The sequence below is a fragment of the Kribbella sp. HUAS MG21 genome, from assembly GCF_040254265.1.
Classification (GTDB): Bacteria; Actinomycetota; Actinomycetes; order Propionibacteriales; family Kribbellaceae; genus Kribbella.
Genome location: NZ_CP158165.1, coordinates 6,372,570 through 6,399,229, shown reverse-complemented (window position 1 = coordinate 6,399,229; position 26,660 = coordinate 6,372,570). Strand labels below are relative to the sequence as shown.

At 70.3% G+C, this 26,660-nt stretch carries 28 protein-coding genes; 12 read left to right on the top strand and 16 right to left on the bottom strand.

Going from position 1 to position 26,660, the window contains the following annotated elements; all coding sequences use genetic code 11:
* Window positions 1-3: 3 nt before the first annotated feature.
* From ABN611_RS30950 to ABN611_RS30910, 9 genes are all read right to left on the bottom strand, one after another.
* Complete coding sequence (locus ABN611_RS30950; protein WP_350275802.1) at window positions 4-903, bottom strand: fructose-bisphosphate aldolase; 900 nt, start codon at window positions 901-903, stop codon at window positions 4-6.
* Window positions 904-980: 77 nt separating this feature from the next.
* The gene (ppsA, locus tag ABN611_RS30945; RefSeq protein WP_350275801.1) at window positions 981-3,767 is read right to left on the bottom strand and encodes a phosphoenolpyruvate synthase; all 2,787 of its coding nucleotides are present in this window, start codon (window positions 3,765-3,767) and stop codon (window positions 981-983) included.
* Window positions 3,768-3,830: 63 nt separating this feature from the next.
* Window positions 3,831-5,462, bottom strand: coding sequence for an NAD(P)-binding protein (locus ABN611_RS30940; RefSeq protein ID WP_350275800.1), 1,632 nt, complete (start codon window positions 5,460-5,462; stop codon window positions 3,831-3,833).
* Window positions 5,463-6,452: a thiamine pyrophosphate-dependent enzyme gene (locus ABN611_RS30935; RefSeq protein WP_350275799.1), complete on the bottom strand. Its 990-nt coding sequence runs from the start codon at window positions 6,450-6,452 to the stop codon at window positions 5,463-5,465.
* Between the two features lie 12 nt (window positions 6,453-6,464).
* Window positions 6,465-7,631, bottom strand: coding sequence for a pyruvate ferredoxin oxidoreductase (porA, locus tag ABN611_RS30930; RefSeq protein WP_350275798.1), 1,167 nt, complete (start codon window positions 7,629-7,631; stop codon window positions 6,465-6,467).
* On the bottom strand, window positions 7,615-8,181 hold the full coding sequence (locus tag ABN611_RS30925; protein WP_350275797.1) for a 2-oxoacid:acceptor oxidoreductase family protein: 567 nt from the start codon (window positions 8,179-8,181) through the stop codon (window positions 7,615-7,617). The genes porA and ABN611_RS30925 overlap by 17 nt, the downstream gene beginning before the upstream one ends.
* A 5-nt stretch (window positions 8,182-8,186) precedes the next feature.
* Window positions 8,187-9,164, bottom strand: a complete 978-nt coding sequence (locus tag ABN611_RS30920) for a PEP/pyruvate-binding domain-containing protein (RefSeq protein ID WP_350275796.1) — start codon at window positions 9,162-9,164, stop codon at window positions 8,187-8,189.
* Window positions 9,165-9,176: 12 nt separating this feature from the next.
* Window positions 9,177-10,184, bottom strand: coding sequence for a type I glyceraldehyde-3-phosphate dehydrogenase (gene gap / locus ABN611_RS30915; RefSeq protein WP_350275795.1), 1,008 nt, complete (start codon window positions 10,182-10,184; stop codon window positions 9,177-9,179).
* Between the two features lie 33 nt (window positions 10,185-10,217).
* Window positions 10,218-11,717 carry a DUF4389 domain-containing protein gene (locus tag ABN611_RS30910; protein WP_350275794.1) on the bottom strand — a complete coding sequence of 500 codons (1,500 nt, stop codon included), beginning with the start codon at window positions 11,715-11,717 and terminating at the stop codon, window positions 10,218-10,220.
* 151 nt (window positions 11,718-11,868) lie between these two features.
* Here ABN611_RS30910 and ABN611_RS30905 point away from each other — a divergent pair, with 151 nt between their 5' ends.
* Window positions 11,869-12,171, top strand: coding sequence for a 2TM domain-containing protein (locus tag ABN611_RS30905; RefSeq protein ID WP_350275793.1), 303 nt, complete (start codon window positions 11,869-11,871; stop codon window positions 12,169-12,171).
* Between the two features lie 44 nt (window positions 12,172-12,215).
* Here ABN611_RS30905 and ABN611_RS30900 read toward each other — a convergent pair whose 3' ends face one another.
* Window positions 12,216-12,827 carry a hypothetical protein gene (locus tag ABN611_RS30900; RefSeq protein WP_350275792.1) on the bottom strand — a complete coding sequence of 204 codons (612 nt, stop codon included), beginning with the start codon at window positions 12,825-12,827 and terminating at the stop codon, window positions 12,216-12,218.
* Window positions 12,828-12,937: 110 nt separating this feature from the next.
* On the opposite strand from ABN611_RS30900, the gene ppk2 reads away from it, so the two are divergent.
* The 3 genes from ppk2 (at window position 12,938) to ABN611_RS30885 (ending at window position 14,985) form a co-directional block, all read left to right on the top strand.
* Window positions 12,938-13,732, top strand: coding sequence for a polyphosphate kinase 2 (ppk2, locus tag ABN611_RS30895; RefSeq protein ID WP_350275791.1), 795 nt, complete (start codon window positions 12,938-12,940; stop codon window positions 13,730-13,732).
* A gap of 193 nt (window positions 13,733-13,925) precedes the next feature.
* On the top strand, window positions 13,926-14,141 hold the full coding sequence (locus tag ABN611_RS30890; protein ID WP_350275790.1) for a hypothetical protein: 216 nt from the start codon (window positions 13,926-13,928) through the stop codon (window positions 14,139-14,141).
* A 52-nt stretch (window positions 14,142-14,193) separates the two neighbouring features.
* A complete protein-coding gene (locus tag ABN611_RS30885) occupies window positions 14,194-14,985 on the top strand; it encodes a 2-oxo acid dehydrogenase subunit E2 (RefSeq protein ID WP_350275789.1) in 792 nt (263 codons plus the stop codon).
* Between the two features lie 4 nt (window positions 14,986-14,989).
* Here the strand turns inward: ABN611_RS30885 and ABN611_RS30880 are convergent, their stop codons facing one another.
* Genes ABN611_RS30880 through ABN611_RS30865 form a run of 4 tightly spaced genes read right to left on the bottom strand, consistent with a single transcriptional unit; the run spans window position 14,990 to window position 17,531 of the window.
* Entirely contained in the window at window positions 14,990-15,499 is a 510-nt protein-coding gene (locus ABN611_RS30880) for a DsrE/DsrF/DrsH-like family protein (protein ID WP_350275788.1), read from the bottom strand.
* Between the two features lie 14 nt (window positions 15,500-15,513).
* Window positions 15,514-15,807, bottom strand: a complete 294-nt coding sequence (locus ABN611_RS30875) for a TusE/DsrC/DsvC family sulfur relay protein (RefSeq protein ID WP_350275787.1) — start codon at window positions 15,805-15,807, stop codon at window positions 15,514-15,516.
* Entirely contained in the window at window positions 15,804-17,051 is a 1,248-nt protein-coding gene (locus tag ABN611_RS30870) for an FAD/NAD(P)-binding oxidoreductase (RefSeq protein WP_350275786.1), read from the bottom strand. The genes ABN611_RS30875 and ABN611_RS30870 overlap by 4 nt, the downstream gene beginning before the upstream one ends.
* A 54-nt stretch (window positions 17,052-17,105) precedes the next feature.
* Entirely contained in the window at window positions 17,106-17,531 is a 426-nt protein-coding gene (locus ABN611_RS30865) for an Hsp20/alpha crystallin family protein (RefSeq protein WP_350275785.1), read from the bottom strand.
* Window positions 17,532-17,683: 152 nt separating this feature from the next.
* Here ABN611_RS30865 and ABN611_RS30860 point away from each other — a divergent pair, with 152 nt between their 5' ends.
* The 4 genes from ABN611_RS30860 (at window position 17,684) to ABN611_RS30845 (ending at window position 22,055) form a co-directional block, all read left to right on the top strand.
* Window positions 17,684-18,694, top strand: a complete 1,011-nt coding sequence (locus ABN611_RS30860) for a YbhN family protein (protein ID WP_350275784.1) — start codon at window positions 17,684-17,686, stop codon at window positions 18,692-18,694.
* A 79-nt stretch (window positions 18,695-18,773) separates the two neighbouring features.
* The gene (locus ABN611_RS30855; protein ID WP_350275783.1) at window positions 18,774-19,094 is read left to right on the top strand and encodes a hypothetical protein; all 321 of its coding nucleotides are present in this window, start codon (window positions 18,774-18,776) and stop codon (window positions 19,092-19,094) included.
* Window positions 19,095-19,098: 4 nt separating this feature from the next.
* Complete coding sequence (locus ABN611_RS30850) at window positions 19,099-19,449, top strand: hypothetical protein (protein ID WP_350275782.1); 351 nt, start codon at window positions 19,099-19,101, stop codon at window positions 19,447-19,449.
* The gene (locus ABN611_RS30845; protein WP_350275781.1) at window positions 19,446-22,055 is read left to right on the top strand and encodes a cation-transporting P-type ATPase; all 2,610 of its coding nucleotides are present in this window, start codon (window positions 19,446-19,448) and stop codon (window positions 22,053-22,055) included. The genes ABN611_RS30850 and ABN611_RS30845 overlap by 4 nt, the downstream gene beginning before the upstream one ends.
* A 58-nt stretch (window positions 22,056-22,113) precedes the next feature.
* Here ABN611_RS30845 and ABN611_RS30840 read toward each other — a convergent pair whose 3' ends face one another.
* Window positions 22,114-22,389 carry a DUF1876 domain-containing protein gene (locus tag ABN611_RS30840; protein WP_350275780.1) on the bottom strand — a complete coding sequence of 92 codons (276 nt, stop codon included), beginning with the start codon at window positions 22,387-22,389 and terminating at the stop codon, window positions 22,114-22,116.
* Window positions 22,390-22,546: 157 nt separating this feature from the next.
* Here ABN611_RS30840 and ABN611_RS30835 point away from each other — a divergent pair, with 157 nt between their 5' ends.
* The 4 genes from ABN611_RS30835 to ABN611_RS30820 all read left to right on the top strand — a co-directional run bounded on the left by ABN611_RS30835 (window position 22,547) and on the right by ABN611_RS30820 (window position 25,345).
* Window positions 22,547-22,759, top strand: a complete 213-nt coding sequence (locus ABN611_RS30835; RefSeq protein WP_350275779.1) for a hypothetical protein — start codon at window positions 22,547-22,549, stop codon at window positions 22,757-22,759.
* 162 nt (window positions 22,760-22,921) lie between these two features.
* Complete coding sequence (locus ABN611_RS30830; protein WP_350275778.1) at window positions 22,922-23,053, top strand: hypothetical protein; 132 nt, start codon at window positions 22,922-22,924, stop codon at window positions 23,051-23,053.
* Between the two features lie 252 nt (window positions 23,054-23,305).
* Window positions 23,306-24,634, top strand: coding sequence for a GGDEF domain-containing protein (locus ABN611_RS30825; protein ID WP_350275777.1), 1,329 nt, complete (start codon window positions 23,306-23,308; stop codon window positions 24,632-24,634).
* 90 nt (window positions 24,635-24,724) lie between these two features.
* Window positions 24,725-25,345, top strand: coding sequence for a hypothetical protein (locus tag ABN611_RS30820; RefSeq protein WP_350275776.1), 621 nt, complete (start codon window positions 24,725-24,727; stop codon window positions 25,343-25,345).
* A 5-nt stretch (window positions 25,346-25,350) separates the two neighbouring features.
* On the opposite strand, the gene ABN611_RS30815 is transcribed toward ABN611_RS30820, so the two are convergent.
* Window positions 25,351-26,643: a multicopper oxidase domain-containing protein gene (locus ABN611_RS30815; RefSeq protein WP_350275775.1), complete on the bottom strand. Its 1,293-nt coding sequence runs from the start codon at window positions 26,641-26,643 to the stop codon at window positions 25,351-25,353.
* Between the last annotated feature and the right edge of the window lie 17 nt (window positions 26,644-26,660).

The window sequence follows — 26,660 nt, the reverse complement described above, 5'->3', positions numbered from 1 at the left end:
CCTTCATTGGCTGGGGTGCTGGACGAGGATTTCCTTCAACCCGTCGATGAAGTCCAGCGATTCGTCGTATCCGCGCTGCCACACGTTCCGCCCGAAGATCAGGCCCAGGCCGCCGGCGTCCATCGCCTGTTCGGCCTTGCGGTACATGGCCTCGTCGCCGGCGCGCTCCCCACCCGACACCAGCACCAGGGTGCGGTTCGCCGAGCGGACCACGCCGTCGATCGCCTGCTGCGCGGAGAAGTTCTCGTCGTACGGCCGCTTGACCCGGTCGCGCTTGTCCGGATGCGGGAAGTTCACCTTCACCACGTCCGCGCCCAGCTCGCTCGCCACCCGCGCCGCGTAGTCGACGGCGTAGAACGAGTCCTTGCCGCCCTTCGCCTCGATCGCCTCGCCGCGCGGGTACGCCCAGACGATCAGCGGCATCCCGAGCCGCTGCGCGTCGGCGCGGATCGTGCGGTACTGCGCGAAGTCGGCCTCCTGCGCCGGCGACCCGACGTACAGCGTGTAGCCGACCGCGTCCGCACCCAGCCGGACCGCGTCCTCGACACTCGCGTGCACGGGTGACAGCGCGGCCGCGTCGGACGGGATGTCGGTCTTGCCGTTCAGCTTCAGGATCAGCGGGATCTCGCCGGCGTAGTCCCAGAAGAACTTCTCCGCGAGCCCGATCTGGATCGCGACGCCGTTGAACTCCCCGGCGATCGCGAGCTTCATGACGTACCGCGGATCGGACGCCTTCGGGTTCGCGAAGAAGTCCCGCGGCCCGTGCTCGAGGCCCTGGTCGTACGGCAGGAACAACGCCGTGCCGTTCCGCAGGCCGTGGTCGAACAGGATCCTGTGCAGCCGGGCCTTCTTCCCCGTGCTCAGGCCGAGTTCGTTCAGTGCTGCGCGCTTCTGCATGATCATCAACTCCTGGTACCAATCTCGCCGGAACGGGACCGCCGCGGCAGAGCCGTCGGCCCTTGATCCACAGGGACCTTCGGCTACCGGCCGACGTCGAGCCGCTGCTGCCGATCACCGGGGAACGCCACCGGCACCGGCACGAAGCCGTTCGACCGCTCGGCCTCGGCCACGTTCTGCTTCACCGCGAAGAAGCTGTCCGGCGTCACCGAGATCGAGTCGATGCCGGCGTGCACCAGGAACGTCGCGAAGCCCGGGTCGTCGCTGGGCCGCTGCCCGCACAACCCGACCTTGCGGCCGGCCCGGTGCGCGGTCCGGATCAGGTGCTCGATGCTCCGGGCGAGCGCCGGGTCGCGTTCGTCGAACAAGGCGGCGAGGGTGTCGGAGTCCCGGTCGACGCCCAGCGTCAACTGGGTGAGGTCGTTGCTGCCGATCGAGAAGCCGTCGAAGCGTTCCGCGAACTCGTCCGCCAGGATGATGTTCGCCGGGATCTCCGCCATCACGTACACCTGTAGCCCGTTGTCCCCACGCCCCAGCCCCTCCGCCGCCATCACCTCGAGCACCTGGTGCGCCTCACCGATCGTCCGGCAGAACGGGATCATCACCACGACGTTCGTCAGGCCCAGCTCCTCGCGGACCTTGCGCAGCGCGCGGCACTCCAACGCGAAGCCCTCGCGGTACCCGGCGCTGTAGTACCGGCTCGCGCCCCGCCAGCCGATCATCGGGTTCTCCTCGGCCGGTTCGAAACCCGAGCCGCCGATCAGGCGCGCGTACTCGTTGGTCTTGAAGTCGCTCGTCCGCACGATCACCGGATCCGGCCAGCGGGAGGCCGCGATCCGCGCGATGCCCTCCGCGAGCCGGTCGACCAGATACGCCTCCCGGTCGACCGCACCACCGGTCGCGGCGTCGACCTGCCGCCGGACCTCGGCGTCGAGCGTGTCGTAGTGGATCAGCGCCATCGGATGCACCTTGATGTGGTTGCTCACCACGAACTCGATCCGCACCAGGCCGACACCGTCCGCGGGCAGCCGCCACCACCGGAACGCGGCCGCCGGGTCCGCGAGATTCAGCAGCACCTTCGTGCGGGTCCGCGGCAGCTGCCCGAGGTCGAGGTCCGTGACGTCGTACTCCAGCACGCCCTCGTAGACGACGCCACGCTCGCCTTCGGCACACGACACGGTGATCTGCTCACCGTCGCGGAGATCCGTGGTGGCCGACGCGGTGCCGACGATCGCCGGGACGCCGAGCTCGCGGCTGACGATCGCGGCGTGCGAGGTCCGGCCGCCGTGGTCGGTGACGATCGCCGCCGCCCGGCGCATGATCGGCTCCCAGTCCGGGTCGGTGATCCGGGTCACCAGGATCGAGCCGTCCACGAACCTGCCGATGTCCGCCGGCGAGTCCAGCAGGCACACGCGGCCGTCCGCGATCGCCTCGCCGACCGCCAGCCCCCGCACGAGCTCCCGCCCGGTCTCCTTGAGGCGGTACGACCGCAGCGACGCGGCCTCCCGCCGGGCCTGCACGGTCTCCGGCCGCGCCTGGACCAGGAACAGCTCACCGGTCCGGCCGTCCTTCGCCCATTCGATGTCCATCGGCCGGCCGTAGTGGTTCTCGACCGCGAGGCCCCACCGCGCCAGGCGCAGGACGTCGTCGTCGTCCAGAGCCGCCCGGTCGCGCTCGCCGGGTGTCGTCGGAACCGTGACCGTGCCGCCGGACTCGCCGTACACGACCTTGATCTCCTTCGCACCGCGGCGGCGCGACAGGATCGGCCGCAACTCGCCGTCACCGATCTTCGGCTTGAAGACCAGGTACTCGTCCGGGTCGACCTGACCGCTGACCACCGACTCCCCCAGTCCCCAGGCCGCGCTGATCTGGACGACACCGGGAAAGCCGCTGTCGCTGTCGAGCGTGAACATGACACCGGAGCTGCCGAGGTCGGATCGCACCATCCGCTGTACGCCGATCGACAGCGCGACCGCGGAGTGATCGAAGCCGCGCTCCTCCCGGTAGCTGATGGCCCGGTCGGTGAACAGTGAGGCGTAGCAGCGCCGGCAGGCGTCGAGCAGCTCGGCGAGGGTCCGGATGTTCAGGAACGTCTCCTGCTGACCCGCGAAGCTCGCGTCCGGGAGGTCCTCCGCGGTCGCGCTGCTGCGGACCGCGACCTCGGTGCCGTCACCACCGAGCCGTTCGTACGCTGCCGTGAGGTCCGCCACCAGACCGGCCGGCAGCTCGGCCGCGCCGAACGCCGCCCGGATCGCCGAACCGACCGACGCGAGATCCGCCTTCCCCCAGTACCGGCGGATCTGCCGCGCGATCACCGGGCCCAGGCCGGCAGTGCCGACGTACTCCCGGTACGCCGCCGCGGTCGTGGCGAAGCCCTCCGGAACTTTGATGCCCTGGGCACCCAACTCGCGGAGCATGATCCCGAGCGACGCGTTCTTCCCGCCCACCGTGGCCAGATCGGTACCGGCCGCATCCGTCAGCCAGACGACCCTCGGCTCGTCCATCAGGCTCTCCTTCGGTCGTGGTCCGCGGTGCCGGGAGCGGGCGGCCTGGAGCCGGGACAGCGGGCGTTCGCGGAGGTCGGTGAGCTGCCGCCGCAGCCGGTCCGCCGCCTCGTCGATCGCCGCGTTCAGCTCCGCGGCCGCCACGTGGACGTGCACGGCCCGGCCGGCCACAGCGGCCTCCACCTCGACACCCGCAGGCGTCGGATGCGCCGGATTCGCGGCCACCCCCAGCACGACATGCACCTGCTCGACCCGGCCGGGCGCCCGGCCGACGACATGCCGGATCTTCCTGAGCGCATACTCCGCCCCTGTTTCCGGCACCACTCCACGAACCGTCACCCATACATTCGCAGTACGCTCGTCCATACCTCCACCGTCCGCTGCGGATCGGCGCTCCAGCAGGGCCAAACGTCCCGCGCCCCGTGGGACTCAGAAGCGTTCGCGGAGCATCGTGATCGCTCCGCTCGGGCATTCGGCCGCGCAGAGGCCGCAGCCTTTGCAGAAGTCGAGGTCGATCTCGTAGCCCTGGCCGGGGCCGAGCTTGATGATGGCGTTGTCGGGGCACATGCCGAAGCAGTTGTCGCACTCGAGGCAGTTGCCGCAGGACATGCAGCGGCGCGCCTCGAAGAGTGCGTTCTCCGGTGTGAGACCACCGGTGACCTCGTCGAAGGTGCTGATCCGGCGCGCGACGTCGAGCTGCGGCCGCAGGGTCGCCGGCGCGTCCGCGTAGTACCAGGTGTTCAGGCGGTCGTACGACGCCAACTCGGGGCGGTCCGGGTGCTCGTACGTCGTACCGCGCAGCCAGGCGTCGATGTTCCGGGCGGCCTGCTTGCCGTGCCCCACGGCGACCGTGACCGTCCGCTCCCCCGGGACCATGTCGCCACCGGCGAACAACCCGGCGTGCCCGGTCATCATCCGTCCGTCGACCTGCACGACCCCGTCCGCGACCGTCACGCCGGGCAGGTCGCGGACCAGCGCCAGGTCGGCCTGCTGTCCGAGTGCGAGCACCACGGCGTCCGCGTCGAGTTCCTCGAACTCGCCCGTCGGCTGCGGGAACCCTGTCTCGTCGAGCCGCATCTTCTCGATCAGGACGTGATCCTGCCCGGCATACACGATGGTCGACAGCCAGCGCATCCGGATCCCCTCGTCCAGCGCTTCCCGGACCTCGATGTCGTGGGCCGGCATCCGCTCCCGCGTACGGCGGTACACCACCACCGCGTCCGCCGCACCGAGCCGCCGCGCGGTCCGGGCCACGTCCATCGCCGTGTTGCCACCGCCGTACACCGCGACCCGCCGGCCCAGCAACGGCTCCTCGCCCTTCTCCAGGCCGGCGAGCAACGAGACCGCGTCCACGATCCGCGCCGAGTCGCTCGCCGGGATGTCCGCACGCCGCCCGACGTGCGCGCCGACCGCCAGGAAGACCGCGTCGAACTCACCGAGCGCACCGTCCAGGTCGGTCACCGGCGTACGGAGCTCGAGCCGGACACCCAGGTCGGCGATCCGCTGGATCTCGGCGTCCACCACCTCCCGCGGCAGCCGGTAGGACGGGATGCCGTACCGCATCATGCCGCCCGCTTCCGGCGAGTCGTCCCGCACGGTCACCTGATGGCCGCGCAGCGCCAAGTGGTACGCCGCCGACAACCCGGACGGTCCGGCCCCGACCACGAGCACGCTCTTGCCGCTCGGCGGAGCGTCCACCGTCACGGACCAGCCCTGCTCGATCGCCTGGTCGCCCAGGAACCGCTCGACCGAGTTGATCCCGACGGGTGCGTCCAGCGTCGCCCGGTTGCAGGCCGTCTCGCACGGCCGGTAGCAGACCCGCCCCATGATCCCCGGGAACGGGTTGTCGACCATGAGCTGCCGCCAGGCGGCCTCGTAGTCGCCTTCCTCGGCCCGCGCGAGCCACTCCTGGACGTTCTCGCCGGCCGGGCACGCGTCGTTGCACGGCGGCATCCGGTCCAGGTAGACCGGGCGCTCGGTCCGCCAGGAGCCGGTCTTGTTGGCCAGGCTGGATCCGACGTCGAGGGTGATCGCATAGGGGTGCTTGGTTGCCTCGGACATCTAACTCACCTCGTGGGACTCGACCAGGCCGAAGGTGCGGATGTTCCGGTCGGCCTCGGCCTGGAGCCTGCCGATCACGTCCTCGCGCACCGGGTCCGCGAACAGGTGCGCGAAGCGTCCCTGCGGCCGCAGGTACTCGGCCACCGGACGCACCCGGCGGATCCGCGTCACGTCGGTCAGTTCTCCGTCGAGCGCCTCGAACACCGGGAAGATCCCGGTCTCCTGGGCCAGTCGCGCGACCCGGATCGTCTCGTCGGAGCCGGTCCGCCAGCCGAGCGGGCACGGCACCAGGACATGCAGGTACCGCGCGCCGTGGAACTCCATCGCCCGGGACGCCTTGTACTCGAGGTCGCGCAGGTCGGCGACGGTCGCCGTCGCGACGTACGGGATCCGGTGCGCCATCGCGATCAGCGGCAGGCTCTTGCCCTGTCCGAACGAGTTCCCGGCCGGCGTCGTGGTCGTCACCGCGCCGTGCGGCGTCGCTCCCGACCGCTGGACCCCGGTGTTCATGTACCCGCCGTTGTCGTAGCAGACATACAGGACGTCGTCGTTGCGCTCGAACATCCCCGACAGGCACGCCAGACCGATGTCGACGGTGCCGCCGTCGCCGCCCTGCCCGACGACCCGCACGTCGGTCCGCCCCTTCACCTTCAGCGCGGCGGCGACCCCGGTCGCGACGGCAGCAGCGTTCCCGAACAGCGAGTGCAACCACGGCACCTGCCAGGACGACTCCGGGTACGGCGTCGAGAAGACCTCCAGGCATCCGGTGGCGTTGACCGTCACGGCACGGTTGCCGGTGGCACGCATCACGGCGTCGAGCACGTACCGGGCCCCGAGGGCCTCGCCGCAGCCCTGACAGGCGCGGTGGCCCTTGGTGAGCGCGTTCGTCCGTCCGGAGTCGGCCTGCACCGACCGCCGGCCGGGGTCGAGCAGCCGGTTCCCGACCGCGAAACTGCCGGTCTGGTAGAACTTGATCCGTTGCACTGGCATGGCTCGATCCCCTCAGCTCAGCTCGCGCTCGACCACGTCGCGCTTGAGATCCAGGAAGGTCAGCGGCTCGAGCCGATCGGCCACGGCGTCGGCGAGCAGGCCACGCAACGACCCGCGCGTGATCGGCCGGCCGCCGAGACCGGCGATCACCGTCCTGATCGGCTTGTCCGGGACGCTGCCCCGCACGTCCGCCGTGACGATGCCGCCCATGCCGAGCCCGAGAGCCCGCTCCAGCACGATCACTCGCCGCGCCCCGCGAAGGGCCGCTCGCACCGCGCGGTACGGGAAGGGCCGGTACGTCGTGAGGCCCAGGACGCCGATCTTGTGGCCCTCGGCGCGTATTTCGTCGACGGTGTCCTTCAGCGTGCCCAGCACCGAACCGAGCGCGACCACGACGGTCTCCGCCCCCAGACACCCGTACGGCCGGACCAGTCCGCCACTGCTGCGCCAGAACGCCGTCGCGAACTCGTCCGCCACCCGCGGGATGACCGTCAGCGCCCGCCGGTGCTTCTCGTGGGCCAGGTACCGGACTTCTGTGAACGCGTCAGGCCCCACCATGGCCCCGATCGTCATCGGATCCCGCGGATCCAGCACCTGTCGTGGCTCGAAGGGTGGCAGGAACGCGTCAACCTGCTCCTGCGACGGTAGCTCGATGCCCTCGACCGCATGAGTCAGCACGAACCCGTCCATGCACACCATCACCGGCAGCGAGAGTTCCTCGGCGATCCGGAACGCCTGGACGTGCAGGTCGGCCGCCTCCTGGTTGCTCTCGGCGTACAGCTGGATCCACCCGGAGTCGCGCTGCGACAGCGAGTCGCTCTGGTCGTTCCAGATGTTGATCGGGGCGCCGATCGCGCGGTTCGCGACCGTCATGACGATCGGCAGACCGAGGCCGGACGCGTTGTAGAGCGCCTCCGCCATGTACAGCAGCCCCTGGCTGGCGGTCGCCGTGTAGGCACGTGCTCCGGCCGCGGACGCTCCGATGGCGACGGACATCGCGCCGAACTCCGACTCGACGTTCACGAACTCGCACGGCGTCAGCTCGCCCGAGGCGACCAGCGAGCTCAGCGCCTCGACGATGTGCGTCTGGGGCGAGATCGGATAGGCGCAGACCACCTCGGGCCGGCATCGCGCGACGGTCTCGGCGATCGCGCGCGAGCCTTCAATCTGTGACCGCATGACCCACCTCCTCGAGGGACCGGTCGTAGGCCTCCCGGATCGCCGCGACGTTGCCCGCTGCGACGGTTCCGGAGAACCGCTGCCACACGGCTGCCACGACGGATTCGACCCGCACCTGCCCGGTGAGGGCGGCGAACGCGCCCAGCAGGACGGCACCGGGCAACGGGCGCCCGAGATGAGTGATCGCCAGCTCGGTCGCCGGCACGGTCAGCACGCGCCGGCCGAACGCCACCAGACCGAGATCGGTCGGCGATCGTGAGGTGTTGACGAGCAGGCAGCCGTCGGGCCGGAGACCGGCCAGGACGTCAGGCTGGTGAATCAGCGTGGCGTCCTGGACGAGCACCGCGTCCGGCGCGGCGATCGGCTCGTGACTGCGGATCGGGTGGTCGTCGATCCGGCAGAAGCCGACCACCGGCGCGCCGGTCCGCTCCGACCCGAAGGTCGGGAACGCCTGCGCCTGCCGGTCCTCGAGGAACGCGGCGACCGACAGCAGCTCGGCCGTCGTCACCACACCCTGGCCACCGCGCCCGTGAATCCGTACTTCGTACATCGTGCTCACCCGAGCTGTGGTTCGAGGACGGAACGACCGCGGGCCCGGACGACGATCTCGGGCGCCACACCCGGCCGGGCCTCCAGGACGTACAGCTCGCCGGACGTTCCGTCCTTGGCCCACTCGAGCGTCGTCGGCCGCCGGAAGTGCTCGTCGGCCGCGACCGACCACCGGGCGAGCTCCTGAAGGTCCTGATCGGCCAGGACGAAGGCTGTCCGCTCGGCCGCTGTCGTCGGCACGGTGCGGACGCCGTAGGGATCGGCGTACACGGTCTTGGCCGGCTTGGCGCCGCGGTGCTTCACGATCATCGGGCGCGGCCCGGGATGAACCGAGTACTGGTCCGCCTCCGTGGGCGGCGGCTCACCGAGGCCCCAGGAGGCACGAACGCGGACGAACGTGCTCTCGCCACGGGCCGTGCCGGAGCCGCCGAGATCGGCACGCACCATCCGCTGCACGAGCACCGGCATCGCGACCTGGATGTGATCGACCGCCAGCGCCTCCCGGTTGCCGAGAGCAACTGTATTGAACAACGACGCGAAGCACCGCCGGCACGCCGCGAGCACGTCCTGGGCGTTGTCGAGGTGCAGGAAGACCTCGTCCTGCACGCCGTCGGACGGCGTCCTCGGACTGCACCGGACGGCGACCTCGGTGCCGTCGCCGCCCAGTTCCCGGTACGCCGCCAGCACCACGTCCACCACCGCGGGCGGCAGCCAGGCGTCGCGGAACGCGGAGCGGATCTCCGCCGCCGCCACAGCCAGCTCACGACCGGCCCGGAACCTCCGGATCGCCTGCGCGATCGTCGGTCCCAACCGGCTGTCGAGAACGAACTCCCGGTACGCCGCGGCTGTCACGGCGAAACCCTCCGGAACCCGGACTCCCTCCCGAGCCAGTTCGGTCAGCCGAGCAGCCTTCAACCCGACCTGCGCCGGATCCACAGCGGCTTCCGCTCCGCCGTTCAGCCGGACGACGTACTCAGGGTTCATGACGTCCTCCGCTCACAGTGAGGCGGCGACGAGCGCGGTCAGATCGACCAGTCGGCTCGTGTAGCCCCATTCGTTGTCGTACCAGCCGAAGACCTTGACGAGATGGTCCTGGACCTGGGTGAGCTGCGCGTCGAAGATGCACGACGCCGGGTCCCCGATGATGTCCCGGGACACGATCGGGTCCTCGGTGTAGCGCAGGATCCCCTTCAGCGGACCCGCTGCCGCCTCGGCGAAGGCCTGGTTCACCTGCTCCACCGTCACGGCCGTCGACAGCTCGACCGAGAGGTCGGTCAGCGAGCCGTCCTCGACCGGCACCCGCACCGCGACGCCGTCGATCTTGCCGGCCAGGTCGGGGATCACCAGACCGACCGCCCGGGCCGCGCCGGTGCTCGTCGGGATCAGGTTGGCCGCGCCGGACCGTCCGCGCCGCAGGTCCTTGTGCGGCGAATCCAGCAGCACCTGGTCGTTGGTGTAGCTGTGGATGGTCGTCATCAGCCCGCGCTCGATGCCGAACGCCCGGTGCAGCACCGACACCATCGGCGCCACGCAGTTCGTCGTACACGACGCGTTCGAGACGACGTCGTGCAGCGCGGGATCGTAGTCGTCCTCGTTGACGCCGAGCACGACCGTCGCGTCGACGTCCTTGCCCGGGACCGACAGGATCACCTTGCGGGCACCGGCGGTCAGGTGTGCGCCGGCGGCAGCCCGGGTGCGGAACTTGCCGGTCGACTCGATCACGATGTCGACGCCGGCCGCGGCCCAGTCGAGCCCGGCCGGGTCCCGCTCGGCGGTCGCCCGGACGCTGCGGCCGCCGACCGTGATCGTGTCCTCGGTGTGACCGACCTCCTCCTTCAGCGGGCCGTACGTCGAGTCGTAGCGGAGCAGGTGCGCGAGCGTCGCCGGTGTGGCGATGTCGTTGATCGCGACCACTTCGACGCCCTCGGATCGCCGTTCGAGCACACAGCGCAGGTAGTCCCGCCCGATCCGCCCGAACCCGTTGATCCCCACTCGTACGCTCATGATCGACCCTTCAGTCGGTGGTTTCCGTCCCCTTCATTCCACCCGGGCCACCGGCGGTCCCTGCAGAGTCGAAGGTCCCGGCCGCGACCGCCGGACGACCGCCAGCATCACGAGCACCAGACCCAGCACGAACGTCACGCCCGCGCTCGCCAGTACCGCGATCCACGCCCACTCCAGAGCCGGCGCGGTGACACCGACATCGGTGCGCACACTGACGTCCGGACTGCCGTCCGCGGTCATCACGACGAGCGTCCACTCGCCGTTCTCGACCGGCCAGGTGATCGTCTGCTCACCGGGACCGGACGCCTTGACCCGCCAGATCATCAGCTCGGACGGCGAGGTCGCGGGCGCGCCGCCGGCGTGCTCGACGTACGTCGTGTCGTCCGGCCCGATCGCCTTCACCGTGGTGTAGCCGACGCCGGACAGGTAGTCGCTCACGTCGGCGGACCTCGCCAGGCCGACGAACACCGGTGCGCCGTCGGTCGAGGCCACCCGGAGCCGGACGTCGCCGAACCAGCCGCGCGGGACCGTCGTCGCCCCCACGTCGATCGTGAAGTTCTCACTGACAAGCGCGTATCCCGTCGTGCTCAACGCCACCTGGTCGGAGGTCACGTATCCCGCCGCGTCCCGGCGTCCCTGGTCGAGCCAGGCCATCGCGCCACCGACCGCGAGACCCACGACCGAGGCCAGCGTCACCACGACGCCGACGACCAGTGCGACGATCCTGCCGGCCGACATCCGCGGTGCCGCCTCCCGCGGCGGTGGACCGGCGGGCGGCGGGCCGGCAGGCGGCAGCCCGGTCGGGGGCGCGCCACCCGGCGTTCCGCCGGCCGGCCGCTCACCGCCGGGCGGCGGCTCATGGAGTCGCGTCGTTCCGGGATCGTCACCACCCATGTCCAGCCGGAACGGCGGGTACTGGTCGACCATCAACCCGGCGTACGCCGCGACGCGCAGCGCCCAGCGGTTCATCCCGAGCACCAGGTCGAACACAGACCGCGGATAGCGTCCCGTGAACAGCAACACCACCGCCGCCACCAGGACGAGCAATCCGACCAGTCCGCCGCCCCAGGCCCAGGCCCGATCGTCGGCCGTCGTCGCGAACCACGTCCCGCCGCCGACGAAGAAGCCGACCACGATGTAGTGCGGGATCGCCAGCAGCCACCATTTGACCAGCACGAGGCCACGCGACAGGTGCTCCGGGTACTTCACGTCGAGATGCGCCGGATAGTCCGGGACGTCCTCGAGCGTGAACGGCGGGTACTTGTCCGTGCCCAGCGCGCCGTACGCGTAGAAGTCGACCCGCCACGTCCAGCGCAGTACCCCGACGTTGAAGTCGAAGATCCCGCGCGGATAGCGCCCGGTGAACAGGATCGCGAAGAACGCCACCAGGCTCAGCAGCGCGAACGCGATCCACAACACCGCCAGCACGAACAGGTGCGGGATCACCAGCACCCATTTCACCAACCACAACCAGCGATTCAGCCCGTCGTCGAGCGCCCCGTCCACCCGGACCGGGTACGTCGTCGTACTCATCAGACCCTCCCGTCACTTGTCCGTCGCACCCAGGGTCGAACCGGAACCACCGCGCCAGCAGGGCCGAAGGTCCCGCTCGAGGCACGTCTTGCTGCCCTGACCCGGCAGCCCGCCGCGGTGGACGGTGGAAGTGATGAGCAAGGAGGCAGTCATGGACGACAAGAAACTCGTCGACCGCACCGCACCGCCGCGGACCGACGACGAGCTGCGCGAACAGGCGGTGACCGAACTGCAGAAGCGGCGTGAGCTCGCCGGTCACCTGATGGCGTTCGTCCTGGTGAACACGTTCCTGGTGGTCATCTGGTACGTCACCGGAGCCGGCTTCTTCTGGCCGGTCTTCCCGATCTTCGGCTGGGGCATCGGCGTCGTCTTCCACACCTGGGACGTGCTGTGGCCACAGCCCACCGAGACCTCGATCCGCACCACCATGGACCGGATCGCCCGTCGCCGGTGACAGCTGCCGGAGCCGGCCACGGCCGGTTCCGGCCTACATCTGACCTACTTCTGGCCGTGGAGCCAGCGGGGGCCGACGGTGTGCCACTGGGTGTCCCAGTCCCGGGCACGGCGGCGGTCCAGCGGAAGCCTGGCCAGGCGGAACGCGCCCCACAGCAGCAGCCACGCGCCGGGGACCGCGAGGAAGCCGGCCAGCGCGCCGATCGCCGCGCTGGCCGATCGGGTGCGTGGCGCGGTCACGATGTCGCCGGACCGGTCGAGCCAGATGGTCACCTCGGCGTCGGCCGGGGTTCCCAACGGGACACTCGCGATCGCCTCGCGCTCGACGCCTTGCGGGTCGACGTACGAGACCCGAGCCTGGGACACCACGTCTCCGGGGGCGCTCGGATACCTGCGCTCGGTACTCGTCGTGGTCCGGGCCCGCACCTCGTGCAGCACCGCTCGGTGTTCCGCCGCGGACGCCTCCAGGGAGTTCCCGACGCCTGTTCCGATCGCGGCGCCGACCGGGATCATCAGCAAGCCGGCGACCAGCGCGCACCACAGCAGCGCGGCCTCCAGGCGGTCGGAGGGCCGGCGCAGCGGGTTGCGCCCGACCCCGAGACGCCGGATCTGCATGACCACCCACAACTCCCCCGAGCGTTGTCTCCCGGTGTTCATCACAGTCCCTCCTCCTGATCCGGATTTCAGACTCACCCGGCCGGCAACGCCCGGGTCAGGGCCCAAGGTCCCGATCTTCCCGGGCCGTCGGCCCGCCGTATCGTTCTGGAATGGAGCGATTGCCGAAGAAGCGGTACGAGCGGGAGCTGCTGCGGCTGCAGGCCGAGCTGGTCAAGTTGCAGGAGTGGGTGCGCGCCGAGAAGGCCCGCGTCGTCGTGGTCTTCGAGGGCCGCGACGCGGCCGGCAAGGGCAGCACGATCAAGCGCGTCACGCAGTACCTGAATCCGCGGGTCGCGCGGATCGCCGCGCTGCCCGCCCCGACCGAGCGGGAGCGGTCGCAGTGGTACTTCCAGCGGTACGTCGAACACCTGCCGGCGGCCGGCCAGATCGTGCTGTTCGACCGCAGCTGGTACAACCGGGCCGGCGTCGAGCACGTGATGGGCTTCTGCACCAACCAGGAGTACGCGCGCTTCCTCCACCAGTGCCCGATCTTCGAGCGGCTCCTGGTCGAGGACGGCGTCCTGCTGCGCAAGTACTGGTTCTCGGTCAGCGACAGCGAGCAGGAGCACCGCTTCCGCAGCCGGCTCGAGGATCCGATGCGGCGCTGGAAGCTGTCGCCGATGGACCTGGAGTCGATCACCCGCTGGGAGGACTACTCGCGCGCCAAGGACGAGATGTTCGTGCACACCGACATCCCCGAGGCGCCCTGGTACGTCGTCGAGAGCGAGGACAAACGCTCCGCCCGGATCAACATGATTGCCCACCTGCTGTCGACCATCCCGTACCACGAGGTCCAACGGCTGCCCCTGGACCTACCGCCCCGGCCGCCGTCCAAGGGCTACGAACGCCCGCCGAGGGACATGCAGACCCACGTACCCGACCACGCGGCGAACCTCCGCGCCTGACCTGCGGCAGCTCCGCCGGTAGCTCGTGACCTTCGGCCGCGGCGACGGGTCTTTGGTCTCTGCCCGTTCGCGCGCGTTGGACCGATGCTCGCGGTAACAGGATCCGCTCCCGGGCGAACGCGGTGCGCCCGCACTGCTGCCGGGCGCGGGCTGCCGGTCGGTACCGGACCTGTTGCCGGACAGGAGGCTCGTCATGGGTGCCGTCATCGCAATTCCACTGCTCACCATCGCCCTGCTCGCACTCGCCTTCGCCCTGTGGAGTCTGTACGTCGTCGCGGTCGAGACGGTCACGTTCGCCCGCTCGGCACGACGCCACGGCACCGGCGAGACCGCTGCGCACTACGAGCCCGGGGATCACCAGCACGTCTCGACCCGCCCGCTGGGAAGCGTGCCGACCGGCAAGAACTGACCGCTGCGACAGAAGTGGCCGATGCCGAGGTGATCGGCTCTGGAGGTGAACCGTGGGCGTACAGGTCAGAGCGGTGCCGTGGGTCCGGCAACTGGTGGTCGACACCGGCCGGGCCGCACGACGCAGACATGCCATCCACGGCCTCTTCGAGGTCGACGTGACCTCCGCCCGGGACGCACTCCGTCGCAACGGCGAGCCGCACCTGTTCACGGCGTTCGTGATCCATTGTGTCGCTGCCGCCGTCGCCGCGGACCCGACGGTCCAGGCGTACCGCAACCTGCGCGGCCGCGAGGTCGTGTTCGACGAGGTCGACATCGGTGTGCCGGTCGAGGTCGAGGTGGACGGCCACCCGTTCGCGTTCACGCACGTACTTCGCGACGCTGCCCCGCGGGGCGTCGAAGAGCTGTACGACGAGATCCACGCGGTCAAGACCGATCCGCGGCTGAGCCCGACGGTCCGCAAGGCGCCCTGGGTCCATGCGTATCTGTTGCTCCCCGGGTTCGTCAGAGTCGCGTTGCTCGGAGCCTTGCACCGCCTGCCGCATCGTCAGCGGGCTCTGGCCGGCACGGTGGGCGTGACCGCGGTCGGCATGTTCGGCGCCGGTGCGGGCTGGGGTGTCGGGTTCCAGCTGCACACCCTGAGCATCGTGATCGGCGGGATCGCCCGGCGGCCGGTGTTCTTCCAGGGCGTGCTCGTCGAACGCGAGTTCCTGCAGCTGACCGTCAGCGTGGACCACGACATCGTCGACGGCGCCCCGGCCGCGCGGTTCGTCGGCCGGCTCCGCGAGCTGCTCACGACCGGTGACGGGATCCACGCCACGGTCCGCTGGACGAAGCCGGCCTGAGATCTCAGACGAAGATGATCTGCGCGCCGTCGGTCTTCTCGATGAAGTCGGCGGCGCTGATGATGCCTTCGACGTCGTCGTACAGGTCGGACTCGTCGAGGTGCATCATGTCCGCGGACATCCGGCACGCCCACAGATGGCCGCCGGAGGCCACGATCTGTTCCAGGAACTCCGGTACGTCGGGCACCCCGATCTCCTGGATCTGCTTCTTCATCTGACGCGTGGCCATCGCGGTCATCCCGGGCAGGCCGCCGAGGCCCTGCGGCAGGTGCGTCGCGGTGTTGCCGAGCATGGTGAACTTCAGGTCGCGCATCCGCGACTTGGTGATCATGTCGAAGCCCCAGAAGGTGAAGAACAGATGCGTCTCCACACCTTCCCCGAGCGCGGCGTTGGCCAGGATCAGGCCCGGGTAGGCCATGTCCAGGTTGCCTTTGGAGCAGATGATCGCCAGCTTCCGGCCGGCGGTCGCCTCGTCGCCGAAGTCCGGTACCGTCAGCGGCATCGTGGTGGTCATGGTGATGTCTCCTCTCACACGCAACCGCGGGGCTTCGGCAGGCCGGCGATGTAGGCCATCTTCTTCGCCGGTTTGCCCGGGAACAGCGCGAACAGCTGCTTGACCGGGATCCCGGCCAGCGTCGACACCCGGCGCAGGGTGGCGGTCTCGCCGTGCGTCGGGTAGTCGGCGCGCAGGAAGCGGATCGCCTTCCAGTGCTCGTCGGTGAGCTCGATCCCGATCCGGGCCGCGAGCTGTCCGGCGAGTTCGTCGGTCCACTCGTCGTACTCGGTCAGGAAACCTTCGGCGTCGACATGGACTGTCGTCATGGTCGGACCTCCTCGTCCGGTCGGTGCTTGCCGCTCATCGACATCCGGCTCGGGACCGGTAGCCTGCGGCCCCGCAGCAGCGGGTGCCAGTAGATCCAGCGGAACGCGAGCTTGCCCCAGTGGTTCGCCTTCGTCTCGCGGAGCAGGGACAACGGACCGAGTCGCCCCAGCGGGAAGCGGCCGGGCAGCGGTTCGGTGTCGTAGTTGAAGTCGATCAGCAGCCCTTTGCCGTCGCCCGTTTCGACGAAGCAGTTCGCGTGGCCGTCGAAGCGGTGCGTCATCGCGACACCCGCGACGTACTGCAGGAAGTTCTCGACGAAGACCTCACTCGAGAAGTGCGCCACGGATCCGGCCTTCGAGGTCGGCAGGTCGTTGGCGTCACCCACGGCGAAGATGTCCGGGTTCGCCTTCGACTGCAGCGTGTGCTTGTCGACCGGAACGTAGTTCAGCTCGTCGCCGAGTCCGGAGGCCCCGACGAAATCCGCGCCCATGTTGAGCGGGACGGTGACCAGCAGGTCGTAGTCGATCTCGCGCTCGTCGTAGCTCACCAGGGTCTTGCGTTCGGCATCGACCCGTTCGACCAGGAAGTCGGTCTCGACCGTGATCTTGCGCTCGTCGAGCAGCCGCCCCAGGTACCGCGACGCGATCGGCTTGGTGAACGCGCCGTCCAGCGGAGTCACGTACACGAGCTCCACCTGGTCCCGCATCTCCCGCCGGCGGAAGAACGCCTCCGCGAGGAAGGTGAACTCCAGCGGCGCGACCGGGCACTTGATCGGCTGCTCGACCACGTGCACGACCAGGCGCCCGCCGGTGAACCCCTGCAGAGCCTCGCGCAGGGCGAACGCACCGTCGTAGGTGTAGAAGTCGTGGATACTGCGGCGCCACTGCGGACCTAGCATCCCCGGTGTCTGGTCCGGGCGCGGGCTGGTGCCGGTGGCAATGACCAGGTAGTCGTAACCGACCACGTCGCCGTCGAACAACCGGACCGACTTGCGCTCCGGGTCGACGCTCGCGACCTCGCCGATCAGCAACTGGACTCCGTTCCGCAGCAGTCGGCGGCGAGGTCTCAGCAGATCCTCGCGGCCGCCGAAAGGCACGAACAACAGCCCCGGCTGGTACAGGTGGTCGCGTTGCCGGTCGATCACCGTGATCCGCCACTCGTCCAGCGACAACCGGCGCCGCAGTTTGTTGGCCACCACCGTGCCGGCTGTTCCGCCGCCCAGGATCACCAACCGCTTCATCATGTCGCCCTCCAGAACGGGGGCCCGGCCGGACGCGGCCGGCCGGGCCAGGGTGTGTCAGTCGGTGTGCTCGATCGTGATCGCCCGGGTCTCGGCGGGCTTCGCCGAGATCGGCACGGTCACCTCGAGGATCCCGGCCGTGTACTTCGCGACGACCGCCTGCTCGTCGGCCCCGTCCGGCAGCAGCACCCGGCGGGTGAGCGTGCCGTAGTGGAACTCGGAGCGAGCGCCGTCGCGCTCTTCCTGCTGACGAGTCGCGGAGATGGTCAGCATCCCGTTCGCGACCTCGACCTTGATGTCCTTGTCCGGGTCCAGACCGGCCAGCTCCGCGCGGACGACGTACTTGTCCTCGTCGGTGAACTCCTCGATCCGGACGCCGCGCATCGTGGCCGGCAACCCGAACAGGCCCGGCAGGCCCTCGGCCCAGTCGAACAGGTCCGCGAACTGCCGCCTGCCGTCCCGGTGCTGCACTGTGGTCGCCATGTCGTCTCCCTTCTGTCGCCTGTCCCTGCACCTCCACCTCACCTCGCCACCGTCGACGGCAGCAGGGCCCTCCGCACCGGATCACCCCGGACTTTCGGCCCTGCCACCCCGCCGGCCGGACCGGCAGGCTGCACCGTGGGAGGGAGTGCCCCATGGACGGTGCGCGCAGGCCCCGGTCCGCCTGGCGCCGCTGGGCCTGGGCCGCGGTCTCGCTCGTCGTCGTGCTGGCCCTGGCCGAGTACGTCGTGCTCCCGCAACTCGCCCCGGCCCGGGAGTCGCTCGACCGCGTCGTGCGTCTCGACCCGGCCTGGATGATCGCCGCGGTCACCCTCGAGACTGCCTGCCTGGTGTGCTACTCGCTCTTCACCCGTGCCCTGCTCGGCCCAGGCCAGGTTCGGTTCTCCTGGATCCTGCGCACCGATGTCACGGGGTACGGCGTCAGCCACGTCGTACCTGGCGGCGCGGCGACGGCGACGGCCCTGCGCTTCCGGCTGCTGCAGGCCGGCGGCGCGCGCCCGGCCGACATCACCGCAACCATCGCGGCCGAAGCCGTCGGCTCGTACCTCGCACTCTTCCTGCTCGCCTGGCTGACGTCGATCCCCGCACTGTTCCTGCAGGACGCGGCCTCGGCGTACGTGGTGCTGTTCCTTGTCGGCCTGGTCGCCTTGGCCTGTGCGGTGCTCGGCGTCCGCGAGAGATCGGCACTCGAGCGACTCGCCGCACGCCTGCTACGCACGACCCTCCAGCGACTTCCCCACCGCACGCGGCCCTGGATCACGTCGGTCGCGATCCGGCTGCGTGGTCTCCTGGCCGATCGCGAAGTACGCAAGGCCTTCCTGACCTGGGCGACGCTCAACTGGTTGCTCGACGCGGCCGTCCTGTGGACGTTCCTCGTTGCCTACGGCTCGTTGATCAGCCCGGTGCCGTTGCTCGTCACGTACTGCGCCGCGAACCTGGCGGCCGCCGTACCCCTGACGCCGGGTGGCATCGCGGTGGTCGAGGGCATCGCGATCTCGACCCTGATCGGCTTCGGCGTCCCCGGGCAGGCCGCGGTTCTCGCCGTCCTGTCCTGGCGTCTGGTGCAGTTCTGGGGACCGGTACCCGCGGCCGGCCTGTGCTACCTCAGCCTGCAGGCGCAGAGCGCAACGGCCCACCCCAAGTAGGACCTACGCCCCATGCGCGCCGCCATCGAAGAACGGATGCTCGAAGCGCAACCGCCCACCTGAGTCGAAGGGAGCCGTCATGTCCAAGTCGTCGACCGCGGAGGTACGCCGCCAGGCCCCGGCCTCCTCCAAGGGCTGGTTCCTCTGGATGACCGGGCTGTGGATCGTGTTCTTCGTCGTGATGGGGCAGGGCCGGCTCGACGACCTGGCCGCCTGGATCCGCGACCTGCCGATCGTCGCCGAGATCCTCGTCTGGATCGTGTTCTTCCCTCAGGTCCTGGCCACCGCCGTCTGGACCAGCGACTGGTCCGAAGGACTGCGGATCACGCTGGTGGTGCTGTTCACCGTCGTGTGGACCGTGCTCTCGATCCCGCGCCCCAAGACCTCCGGACGGCGGTGATCCGATGAGATCGAGGGTTCGCGACGTCGTCGCGTTGTTGCTGCTGGTCGCCGTTCTGGTCCCGTACGCCGGGTACCTCGTCAACGGTGAGATGCCACTGATCGAGAACGCACAAGCCATGGCTTCCACCGGACTCCTGCTGGGCGGTCTCGCCTTCTGGGTGCTGCGCAGCCCGCGCGGACCGCAGCGCATCGGAAAGGTCGAGGCCGGATCGGCCGCGCTCGGCCTGACGCTGTACATCCTCACCATCGCCCTCGCGGCGACCTCCGCGGCCGAGTTCCTGCTCGCCGGCTTCATCGGCAGTCTGCTGCTCGTCTTCATCGCCGACCTCCTCGAACCGAAGCCGCGCCGATGACCGTTCAGCAGTCGTCGGTCCGCGGTCTCACGTCGGAGCAGGTCGCTCTCGCACTGGCCGAGCACGGGCCGAACACGATTCCGGCGCCGCGGCCGCCGGCGGCCTGGCGGCGGGTGCTGATGCAACTGCGCGATCCGATGATCCTGCTGCTCCTCGCCGCCGCGGTTCTCACGGCCGGTCTGCGTGACTTCACCGACCTGACGGTGATCCTGGTCGTGGTCGTGCTCAACACCACCGTCGGTGTCATCCAGGAGATCCGGGCCGAGCACGCACTCGCGGCCCTGAACCGGCTGGCCGCGCCGCACGCGACCGTACGGCGCGACGGCCGGACGACCGTCATTCCGGCGGCCGAGGTCGTGCCGGGCGACGTCGTCGTGCTGCAGGCCGGGGACGTCGTACCGGCCGACCTCGAGCTCCTGGACGCGGTGCAGCTGCAGGCCGACGAGTCCACGCTCACCGGCGAGTCCGTCCCGGTCGAGAAGGACCCGTCGGATCAGCTGTACGCCGGTACCGTCGTGACCCGAGGTCGCGGCACCGGCACCGTCACCCGGACCGGGCCGGGCAGCGCGCTGGGGCGGATCGCCGCACTCCTGTCGAACCAGCGTCCACGACCGACCCCGCTGCAGCGCAGGCTCGCCGCGCTCAGCCGGCTGCTGAGCATCATCGCCGTCGCGTTGTCCGCGATCGTCGCCGTGGCCGGGCTGCTCCGCGGGCTCCCGTTGCCTTCGATGGTCGTCACCGCGGTCAGTCTCACCGTGGCCGCCGTACCCGAGTCGCTGCCCGCCGTCGTCACGCTCGCGCTCGCCATCGGCGCCCACCGCATGGCGCAGCGCGCCGCGGTGGTCCGCAAACTCCCGGCGGTCGAGACGCTCGGCGCGGTCACCATGGTCGCCACCGACAAGACCGGCACCATCACCGAAGGCATCATGCAGGCCGAACACCTCTGGACCGAGGCCGCTGCGGCTACCGCCACCGGCACCGGCTACGACCCCGCCGGCGAGCTGCACCCTCCCTCCGGCTCGTCCCCCGCCCTCCGCTCGTCCACCGCGGGCCGACCGGCCGACCGTGCCGACGTCCGCCGACTGCTGCGGGACATTGCCTTGTGCAACGATGCCGCGCTGCGACCGCCGACCGACGAGGATCCCGGCTGGCGGGCGATCGGCGACCCCACCGAGGCCGCCCTGCTCACCCTCGTACACCGCGGATCCGTCGACCCCGCCGAGCTCCGGTCCACCCATCCACGCGTCCACGAGGTCCCGTTCGACAGCGTCCGCAAGCGAATGACCACCGTCCACCGTCTTCCCGGCCGCGACGACGTCCTTGTGATCGGCAAGGGCGCCCCGGAGGTGATGCTCGCCCCCGACGTCACGCCGTACGGCGATCTGGACCGCGCCAGAGCGGCTGCCGCGGAACTGTCGGCCTCCGGCTACCGCGTGCTCGCCGTCGCCGACAAGACGGTGCCGCCCGATGCCCCGCACACCGAGAGCGAACTGCACCTCGCCGGCCTGATCGCGATCACCGATCCCGTACGGCGCAACGCTGCCGACGTCGTCGCGACGTTCAGCCAGGCCGGCATCGGGCTGTTGCTGATCACCGGCGACGCTCCGGGGACCGCACTCGCCGTCGCGGACCGGATCGGCGTTCACGACGGCGACGTCGTGACGGGCGCCGACATCGACAGCGGCCGCGACCTCACGGCCGGGCACGTGTTCGCCCGCATCCGCCCGGAGCAGAAGCTCGACATCGTGCGCGCCTGGCAGGCGGACGGTCATGTCGTCGCGATGACCGGTGACGGCGTCAACGACGCGCCCGCCCTCCGCCGCGCCGACATCGGCGTCGCGATGGGCAGCGGCGGTACCGAGGTCGCCCGCCAAGCCGCGGATCTCGTCCTCACCGACGACAACCTCGGCACCGTCGAGGCCGCCATCGAGGAAGGGCGGCGGATCTACACCAACATCCGCACCTTCCTCCGGTACGCGCTGAGCGGTGGACTCGCCGAGGTCCTGGTGATGCTGATCGGTCCGCTGCTCGGGTTCGCCGTACCGCTGCTGCCCGGCCAGATCCTGTGGATCAACATGCTCACCCACGGCCTGCCCGGCGTCGCGATCGGCGCCGAACCCGCCGATCCCGAGACGATGCGGCAGCCGCCGCGGTCACCACAGGAACAGATCCTCGGTGCCGGCCTCTGGAAGCACATCGCCTGGACCGGCACGCTCATCGCGACGGTCACCGTCATGGCGGCCCTCTGGGCCCGGAGCGTGGGTGGTCCGTGGCAGACCATGAGCTATCTCGTTCTCGGTCTCGCCCAGCTCGGCGTCGCACTCGCTCTGCGCCGGCCGAACCCGGCCGGCGCCCGGCGCCTGCGCTTCCTCGACCTCGCGGTCGGCGGCGCGTTGATCGCCCAGGTGCTTCCGCTCGTCCTGACGCCGCTCGGCGACCTGCTCGGCCTCCGGACCGTCACCGCCACCGAGGCGCTGTACGCAGTCGCACTCGCATCGATACCAGGCCTGGCCACCGCGATCCCCCGCCTCGTCCGGCCCGCCACAGCGAGCCTCCACAGGCACTGGACCTGGTGGCGATCCGGCCACCGCCGCCCACGCCGCTGAGCCGGGTTGACCCCGCGGCTGGGCAGGAAGCGGCACGAGAAGCCGGCAGGGGTTCGCGTCAGCGGTGCAGGTGAACGCGTTCGTGGGTGATGGCTTCGATGTCGGACGCGGTGGCCTGCAGCAGTTCATGGGCCAGCGCCGACAGGGCGCGGGCGACGGCGAGTTCGTCGCCGATCTCGGCGATCTCGCTGTCGGCCGGATTCCGGCGGGCGGTGCCGCGGCCGACCAGGTGGGTCTTGTCGTTGGTGTGCAGGCGGGCCTCCGCGTGGGTGGTCCGCTCGTCCTCGTGTTCGTCCACGAAGATGTCGACGCTCCAGCGCCTTGTGGTGGTCATCGGTCCGTCCTCTCGTCCGGTTGCGGCTCTCTCGCTGTCATCGTCGGAGCACTGCCGCCGCCGGACCAGGGCCGTCCGGTCCGCCCTGACGGGAACTTCTGCCCTGTCCGGAGTGCGGGAACGGCTGTTCGCTGGAAGTGTCCGAAAGGAGTCGGCCATGAGCGACCTCGAGAAGAGCCGCGCCCAGCGCGACGCGCAACGCTCCGCCGCCCGCCGTAGGCCCAGCGGCTCGGCCACCGGCGAGCAGGCGATGATCCGCCACCTCGGCGTCGAGTTCTACCTGGAAAGCCACCGCACCGCGGGGACGCCGAAGAAGTCCGGTCCGAGCGATGCCGGCGAGGACGCGCCGGACGGACCGGCAGACCAGTGACCTTCGTCCCTTGGCTTCGGCGCCGAGTGGCAGTGCACTGGAGGTAGGCGAGAGGAGCGAGGTGAGGCATGAAGCGGCGGGGCCCTCTTCCCGCGAGCCGTGCCCGCAGTCCCGCCGCATCGCGGCGGGCTGCTCCTCTCGCCGCCGCCTCAGGAGGGATGGATGAACCAGCACCGCCCCGGGCCGGACGAGGTGCCCATCTGGATGTGGATCGCACGGATCGGCCTCTGGCTGATCGGCCTCGCGGTCATCACGATCTTCATCGCCCTGACCGTCGAACGGCTACTGAGCTGAGGCCCGGCAGCAGCGCGAGGTCAGGGCCGTTCTGGCCGTCGTCAGGGCGTGTACCCCGCCCGCACACGGCCGGCGGGGTAGACGCCCGGACGAGTGGAAACTGCCGCGATCAGTGCCAGTCGTTGTTGCGCATGGCGACACCTCCTCCGGGAGCGTCCGCCGAACCGGGCGGCCAGGTGGGGGCGACGACCTTCGGTGCGTTCTCGGCTACCCTGGTGCGACGGCAAGTGAGGCTTGTGGGGGTTACCTTCGGTGTCGAGTATCCGGCATTGGCGACTGTGGCGGCATCGTCGGCGCACCGACCGGCAGCTCGCCTGGCGGCCGGCCCGGTGGTCGCTGTGGTCCGCGCCGCGGGTGGTCGTCGGCTACGTCCTCGTCGTCGACCTGGCCGCCGTCGCCGTCCTGATCAGCACCTCGCGGCTCGTCGGCGTCCATCCGCGGGACTGGGCCTGGCTGGCCGTCCTCGCGGCCGGTTCGGCACTCCACATCGAGGGCGCGCGCGGTATCGAGCGGCTGCGCGAGATTGCCGCCGAAGGCGTGCCGTACGTCAATCTCAAAGGAATGTGGACCTTCGCCGGTGTCCTCGTCCTGCCACCAACTCTGGCCGGTCTGCTGATCGCCCTGACCTACACGCACTCATGGTTCCGCCTCCGTCGCGTCACACCGCACCGATGGATCTTCTCCGCCGCGACGATCGTCCTCGCCGGCGCGGCGGCCGGCGTCTGCCTGGTGGCGATCGCTCCCGCCAACTACCCCGGCTACCCGGGCGGCTACCTCGGACTGGTCGCGGTAACGGTCGCCGGTCTGGCGTACTGGTTCGCGAACTACGCCCTTGTCGTCGGAGCCGTACTGCTGTCGAACCCGGAGGCCAACGCCCGAGCCGCCCTGGGCCGTTTGAGCGACCAAACGATCGTCGCCGGTTCTCTCGGACTCGGGGTCGCGGCCGCCAGCCTGCTGCTGCACGATCCGTGGTTCGTGGTGGTGCTGCTCCTGACCATCCTCGGGCTGCATCGCGCGTTGCTCGTCGGGCAGTTCCAGACCGCGGCCCGGACGGACCCGCAGACCGGCCTGGCGAACAGCGTCTTCTGGCACGAGATGGCGCGCAAGGAGCTGGCCCGGGCCGAACGGACCAAAGCTCCGCTCGGGATCGTCTTCCTGGACCTCGACCATTTCAAGTCCGTCAACGACACGTACGGCCATCCCGCCGGCGACCAGGTACTGAAGGCGATCGCGAACGCGCTGCGCCGGGAGCTGCGGACCGACGACCTGGTCGGACGGTTCGGCGGCGAGGAGTTCGCCGTACTCCTGCCGGGCACCGGCCCCGCGGACACCACCGCCACCGGTGAGCGCCTCCGGCAGCGGATCGAAACCCTGCGTGTTCAGCTCAGCACCTCCACCGGCGAGGTCCGGCTGTCCGACCTGACCTGTTCGGTGGGCGCCGCGACCTACCCGGCGTCCGGCACCACGCTCGAGCAGCTGATCCTCGCGGCGGACACCGCGACGTACACGGCCAAGAACGCCGGACGTAATCGGGTCGTCACGGCACCGGACCAGTCTCCCGACTCCCCGCACGCCGCCTGATCGGCTGACCGCCGGCAGCAGGTCGGAGAGCGAGCCGGGGCGGGACCTTCGGCCCTTCGCCAGGCACCTGCCGGTGTGGACGCTGGGTCTATGTTGTTCTCGATCCGGCCTCCGCAGGCCGCGCCGAGTGAGCCCTGGTTCCGGCGGCACCCGCGCGTGGCGCTGACGGTTGCCGGCGTGCTGTTCGCGGCGATCCTGACGCTGCGGATGCTGGTCGGGGACGCAGTCGACGCGTACTCGATGCTGTACGCCCTCCCGGTGGCACTGGTCGCGATCACCTGCGGGCTCCGGTCCGGTCTGGCCGCGGGCCTGCTGGCCGTCGGGTTGATCGTCGCGTGGGTGGTGGTGCGGGACGTGCCGCTGTCCGCCATGGGCTGGGCGTCGAGAGTCGTACCGCTCCTGCTGCTCGGCCCGTTGCTCGGTGATGCGTCGGAGCGTTTGCGCCGGGCCGAAACGGAACGCCGCCGGCTGGAGGCGGCCGCGCTGCTCCAGCGCGAGGCAATCGAGATCAACGATTCCCTCGTACAAGGCATGGTCGCCGCCAAGTGGTCCCTGGAGGCCGCCAACACCGAAGCCGGCCTGCGAATCCTCGACGAGACCATCGGTCAGGCGCAGACCCTCGTCTCGGGCCTGGTCCGCAGAGCGGGTCACGGGACCCAGGTCTCCTCCCCCGGTGCCCCGGTCGCCGAGCCTCCTGGCCGTCGTCCGTAGCCGGATCAGCGAGTCACCTCGATCGTGCCGTGAGCGCCTCGTTCGGCGTCGATCATCTGGTGGGAGACGAACGAGTAGCGGCCCGGCTCGGGAATGGTCAGTTCCACGAAGCCGCCCTGACTGGGGCCCAGGGCAAGGGTTTGGCTGCCGCCGCTCGAGCCGGCACGCAGCAGCCAGGCGCCCTCGGCGTACGTCGTGCCGAACTGGCCACCGACGACGTGGAACGCACTGGAGCGGTTCGGGCCGGCGTCCAGGATCCAGATCCGTACCCGTTCGCCGGCCCGGACTCGAAGCGGCCGATGATCGTACTGGTCGGCGTAGCCGTTGAAGACCACCAGGTCCGGTCGTTCGGCGGCGAGCTTGTCCGTGTCGACTTCACCGCCGTTCCCACCGAGGTACAGCTCCGACTGCACCAGGACGTAGCTCTCGCCGACCGGTGTGAGGCCGGGCGGATCGATGACGACCGCGCCGAAGAGACCGTTGGCGATGTGCGCCGACATCGGCATCGTGGAGCAGTGGTACATCCAGATGCCCGCCCGGGTGGCCGTGAATCGGTAGACGAGCCGTCCACCAGGAGGGATCGTGCGCATCGCCTGGTCAGGTGCGCGAACGCCGGCATGGAAGTCGATCGAGTGTCCCAACTGGGAGTCGTTGACGAGCGTGATCTCGAACCGGTCGCCGACTCGTCCATGCAGGGTCGGCCCCGGCATGGTGCCGTTGTAGGTCCACAACTTCTGCCTGACACCGGGCGCGACCTCGCGTTCGACCTCGCGGAGGCGGAGCGTACGGCGATGCACGCTGCCGGGCTCCACAGGCGGCAGAACGGGGTCGTACGCGGTGAAGCCGGGCCCTGGCGTGCTGGACGTGCCGACCGTCGAATGGTCGTGCCCGGCGGCGCCGGCCGCCGCGGCCGGCAACGGCGCCGCCCGCCCGCCGAGGGCGCGGATGGTGAGCGTCATGCCCATCCGATGGTGGCCGATCACCGAACACCAGCCGGAGACGTCGCGACCGACCACACCGGCGTCCAGCCGCGTCGACGTACCAGGACGGAGCCGGCCGCTGCCCTGACCGTCGTCGAGGACCAGATCATGAACTGTGTCGGGATCGGTGTTGGTCAGCTCGATGATCAGTCGATCGCCGGCCGGGACGCTCACGACGTCCGGGTGGAAGCGCATGCCGGCCGCACTGACGCGCACCACCGTGGCGTGTCCGGTCGGAGCCACCCCTGCGGCGATCCCTTGGCTCTGGGTCCCGCCGGAGCCGGCCTGCTCGACGACGGCGCCAGCGAGCACCGCCACCGTCACCAGCGCGATCC

Excerpts from the sequence above, each read along its gene's own strand:
- ABN611_RS30830 (WP_350275778.1), top strand. The coding sequence starts at position 22,922 with ATGAACCAGCACCGCCCCGGGCCGGACGAGGTGCCCATCTGGATGTGG.
- ABN611_RS30865 (WP_350275785.1), bottom strand. The coding sequence starts at position 17,531 with ATGGCGACCACAGTGCAGCACCGGGACGGCAGGCGGCAGTTCGCGGAC.
- ABN611_RS30855 (WP_350275783.1), top strand. The coding sequence starts at position 18,774 with ATGTCCAAGTCGTCGACCGCGGAGGTACGCCGCCAGGCCCCGGCCTCC.
- ABN611_RS30935 (WP_350275799.1), bottom strand. The coding sequence starts at position 6,452 with ATGCCAGTGCAACGGATCAAGTTCTACCAGACCGGCAGTTTCGCGGTC.
- ABN611_RS30890 (WP_350275790.1), top strand. The coding sequence starts at position 13,926 with ATGGGTGCCGTCATCGCAATTCCACTGCTCACCATCGCCCTGCTCGCA.
- ABN611_RS30900 (WP_350275792.1), bottom strand. The coding sequence starts at position 12,827 with ATGAACACCGGGAGACAACGCTCGGGGGAGTTGTGGGTGGTCATGCAG.
- ABN611_RS30835 (WP_350275779.1), top strand. The coding sequence starts at position 22,547 with ATGAGCGACCTCGAGAAGAGCCGCGCCCAGCGCGACGCGCAACGCTCC.
- ABN611_RS30840 (WP_350275780.1), bottom strand. The coding sequence starts at position 22,389 with ATGACCACCACAAGGCGCTGGAGCGTCGACATCTTCGTGGACGAACAC.
- ABN611_RS30850 (WP_350275782.1), top strand. The coding sequence starts at position 19,099 with ATGAGATCGAGGGTTCGCGACGTCGTCGCGTTGTTGCTGCTGGTCGCC.
- porA (WP_350275798.1), bottom strand. The coding sequence starts at position 7,631 with ATGCGGTCACAGATTGAAGGCTCGCGCGCGATCGCCGAGACCGTCGCG.
- ABN611_RS30875 (WP_350275787.1), bottom strand. The coding sequence starts at position 15,807 with ATGACGACAGTCCATGTCGACGCCGAAGGTTTCCTGACCGAGTACGAC.
- ABN611_RS30925 (WP_350275797.1), bottom strand. The coding sequence starts at position 8,181 with ATGTACGAAGTACGGATTCACGGGCGCGGTGGCCAGGGTGTGGTGACG.
- ppk2 (WP_350275791.1), top strand. The coding sequence starts at position 12,938 with ATGGAGCGATTGCCGAAGAAGCGGTACGAGCGGGAGCTGCTGCGGCTG.
- ABN611_RS30820 (WP_350275776.1), top strand. The coding sequence starts at position 24,725 with ATGTTGTTCTCGATCCGGCCTCCGCAGGCCGCGCCGAGTGAGCCCTGG.
- gap (WP_350275795.1), bottom strand. The coding sequence starts at position 10,184 with ATGAGCGTACGAGTGGGGATCAACGGGTTCGGGCGGATCGGGCGGGAC.
- ABN611_RS30910 (WP_350275794.1), bottom strand. The coding sequence starts at position 11,717 with ATGAGTACGACGACGTACCCGGTCCGGGTGGACGGGGCGCTCGACGAC.
- ABN611_RS30950 (WP_350275802.1), bottom strand. The coding sequence starts at position 903 with ATGATCATGCAGAAGCGCGCAGCACTGAACGAACTCGGCCTGAGCACG.
- ABN611_RS30905 (WP_350275793.1), top strand. The coding sequence starts at position 11,869 with ATGGACGACAAGAAACTCGTCGACCGCACCGCACCGCCGCGGACCGAC.
- ABN611_RS30870 (WP_350275786.1), bottom strand. The coding sequence starts at position 17,051 with ATGATGAAGCGGTTGGTGATCCTGGGCGGCGGAACAGCCGGCACGGTG.
- ABN611_RS30860 (WP_350275784.1), top strand. The coding sequence starts at position 17,684 with ATGGACGGTGCGCGCAGGCCCCGGTCCGCCTGGCGCCGCTGGGCCTGG.
- ABN611_RS30940 (WP_350275800.1), bottom strand. The coding sequence starts at position 5,462 with ATGTCCGAGGCAACCAAGCACCCCTATGCGATCACCCTCGACGTCGGA.
- ABN611_RS30845 (WP_350275781.1), top strand. The coding sequence starts at position 19,446 with ATGACCGTTCAGCAGTCGTCGGTCCGCGGTCTCACGTCGGAGCAGGTC.
- ABN611_RS30880 (WP_350275788.1), bottom strand. The coding sequence starts at position 15,499 with ATGACCACCACGATGCCGCTGACGGTACCGGACTTCGGCGACGAGGCG.
- ABN611_RS30920 (WP_350275796.1), bottom strand. The coding sequence starts at position 9,164 with ATGAACCCTGAGTACGTCGTCCGGCTGAACGGCGGAGCGGAAGCCGCT.
- ppsA (WP_350275801.1), bottom strand. The coding sequence starts at position 3,767 with ATGGACGAGCGTACTGCGAATGTATGGGTGACGGTTCGTGGAGTGGTG.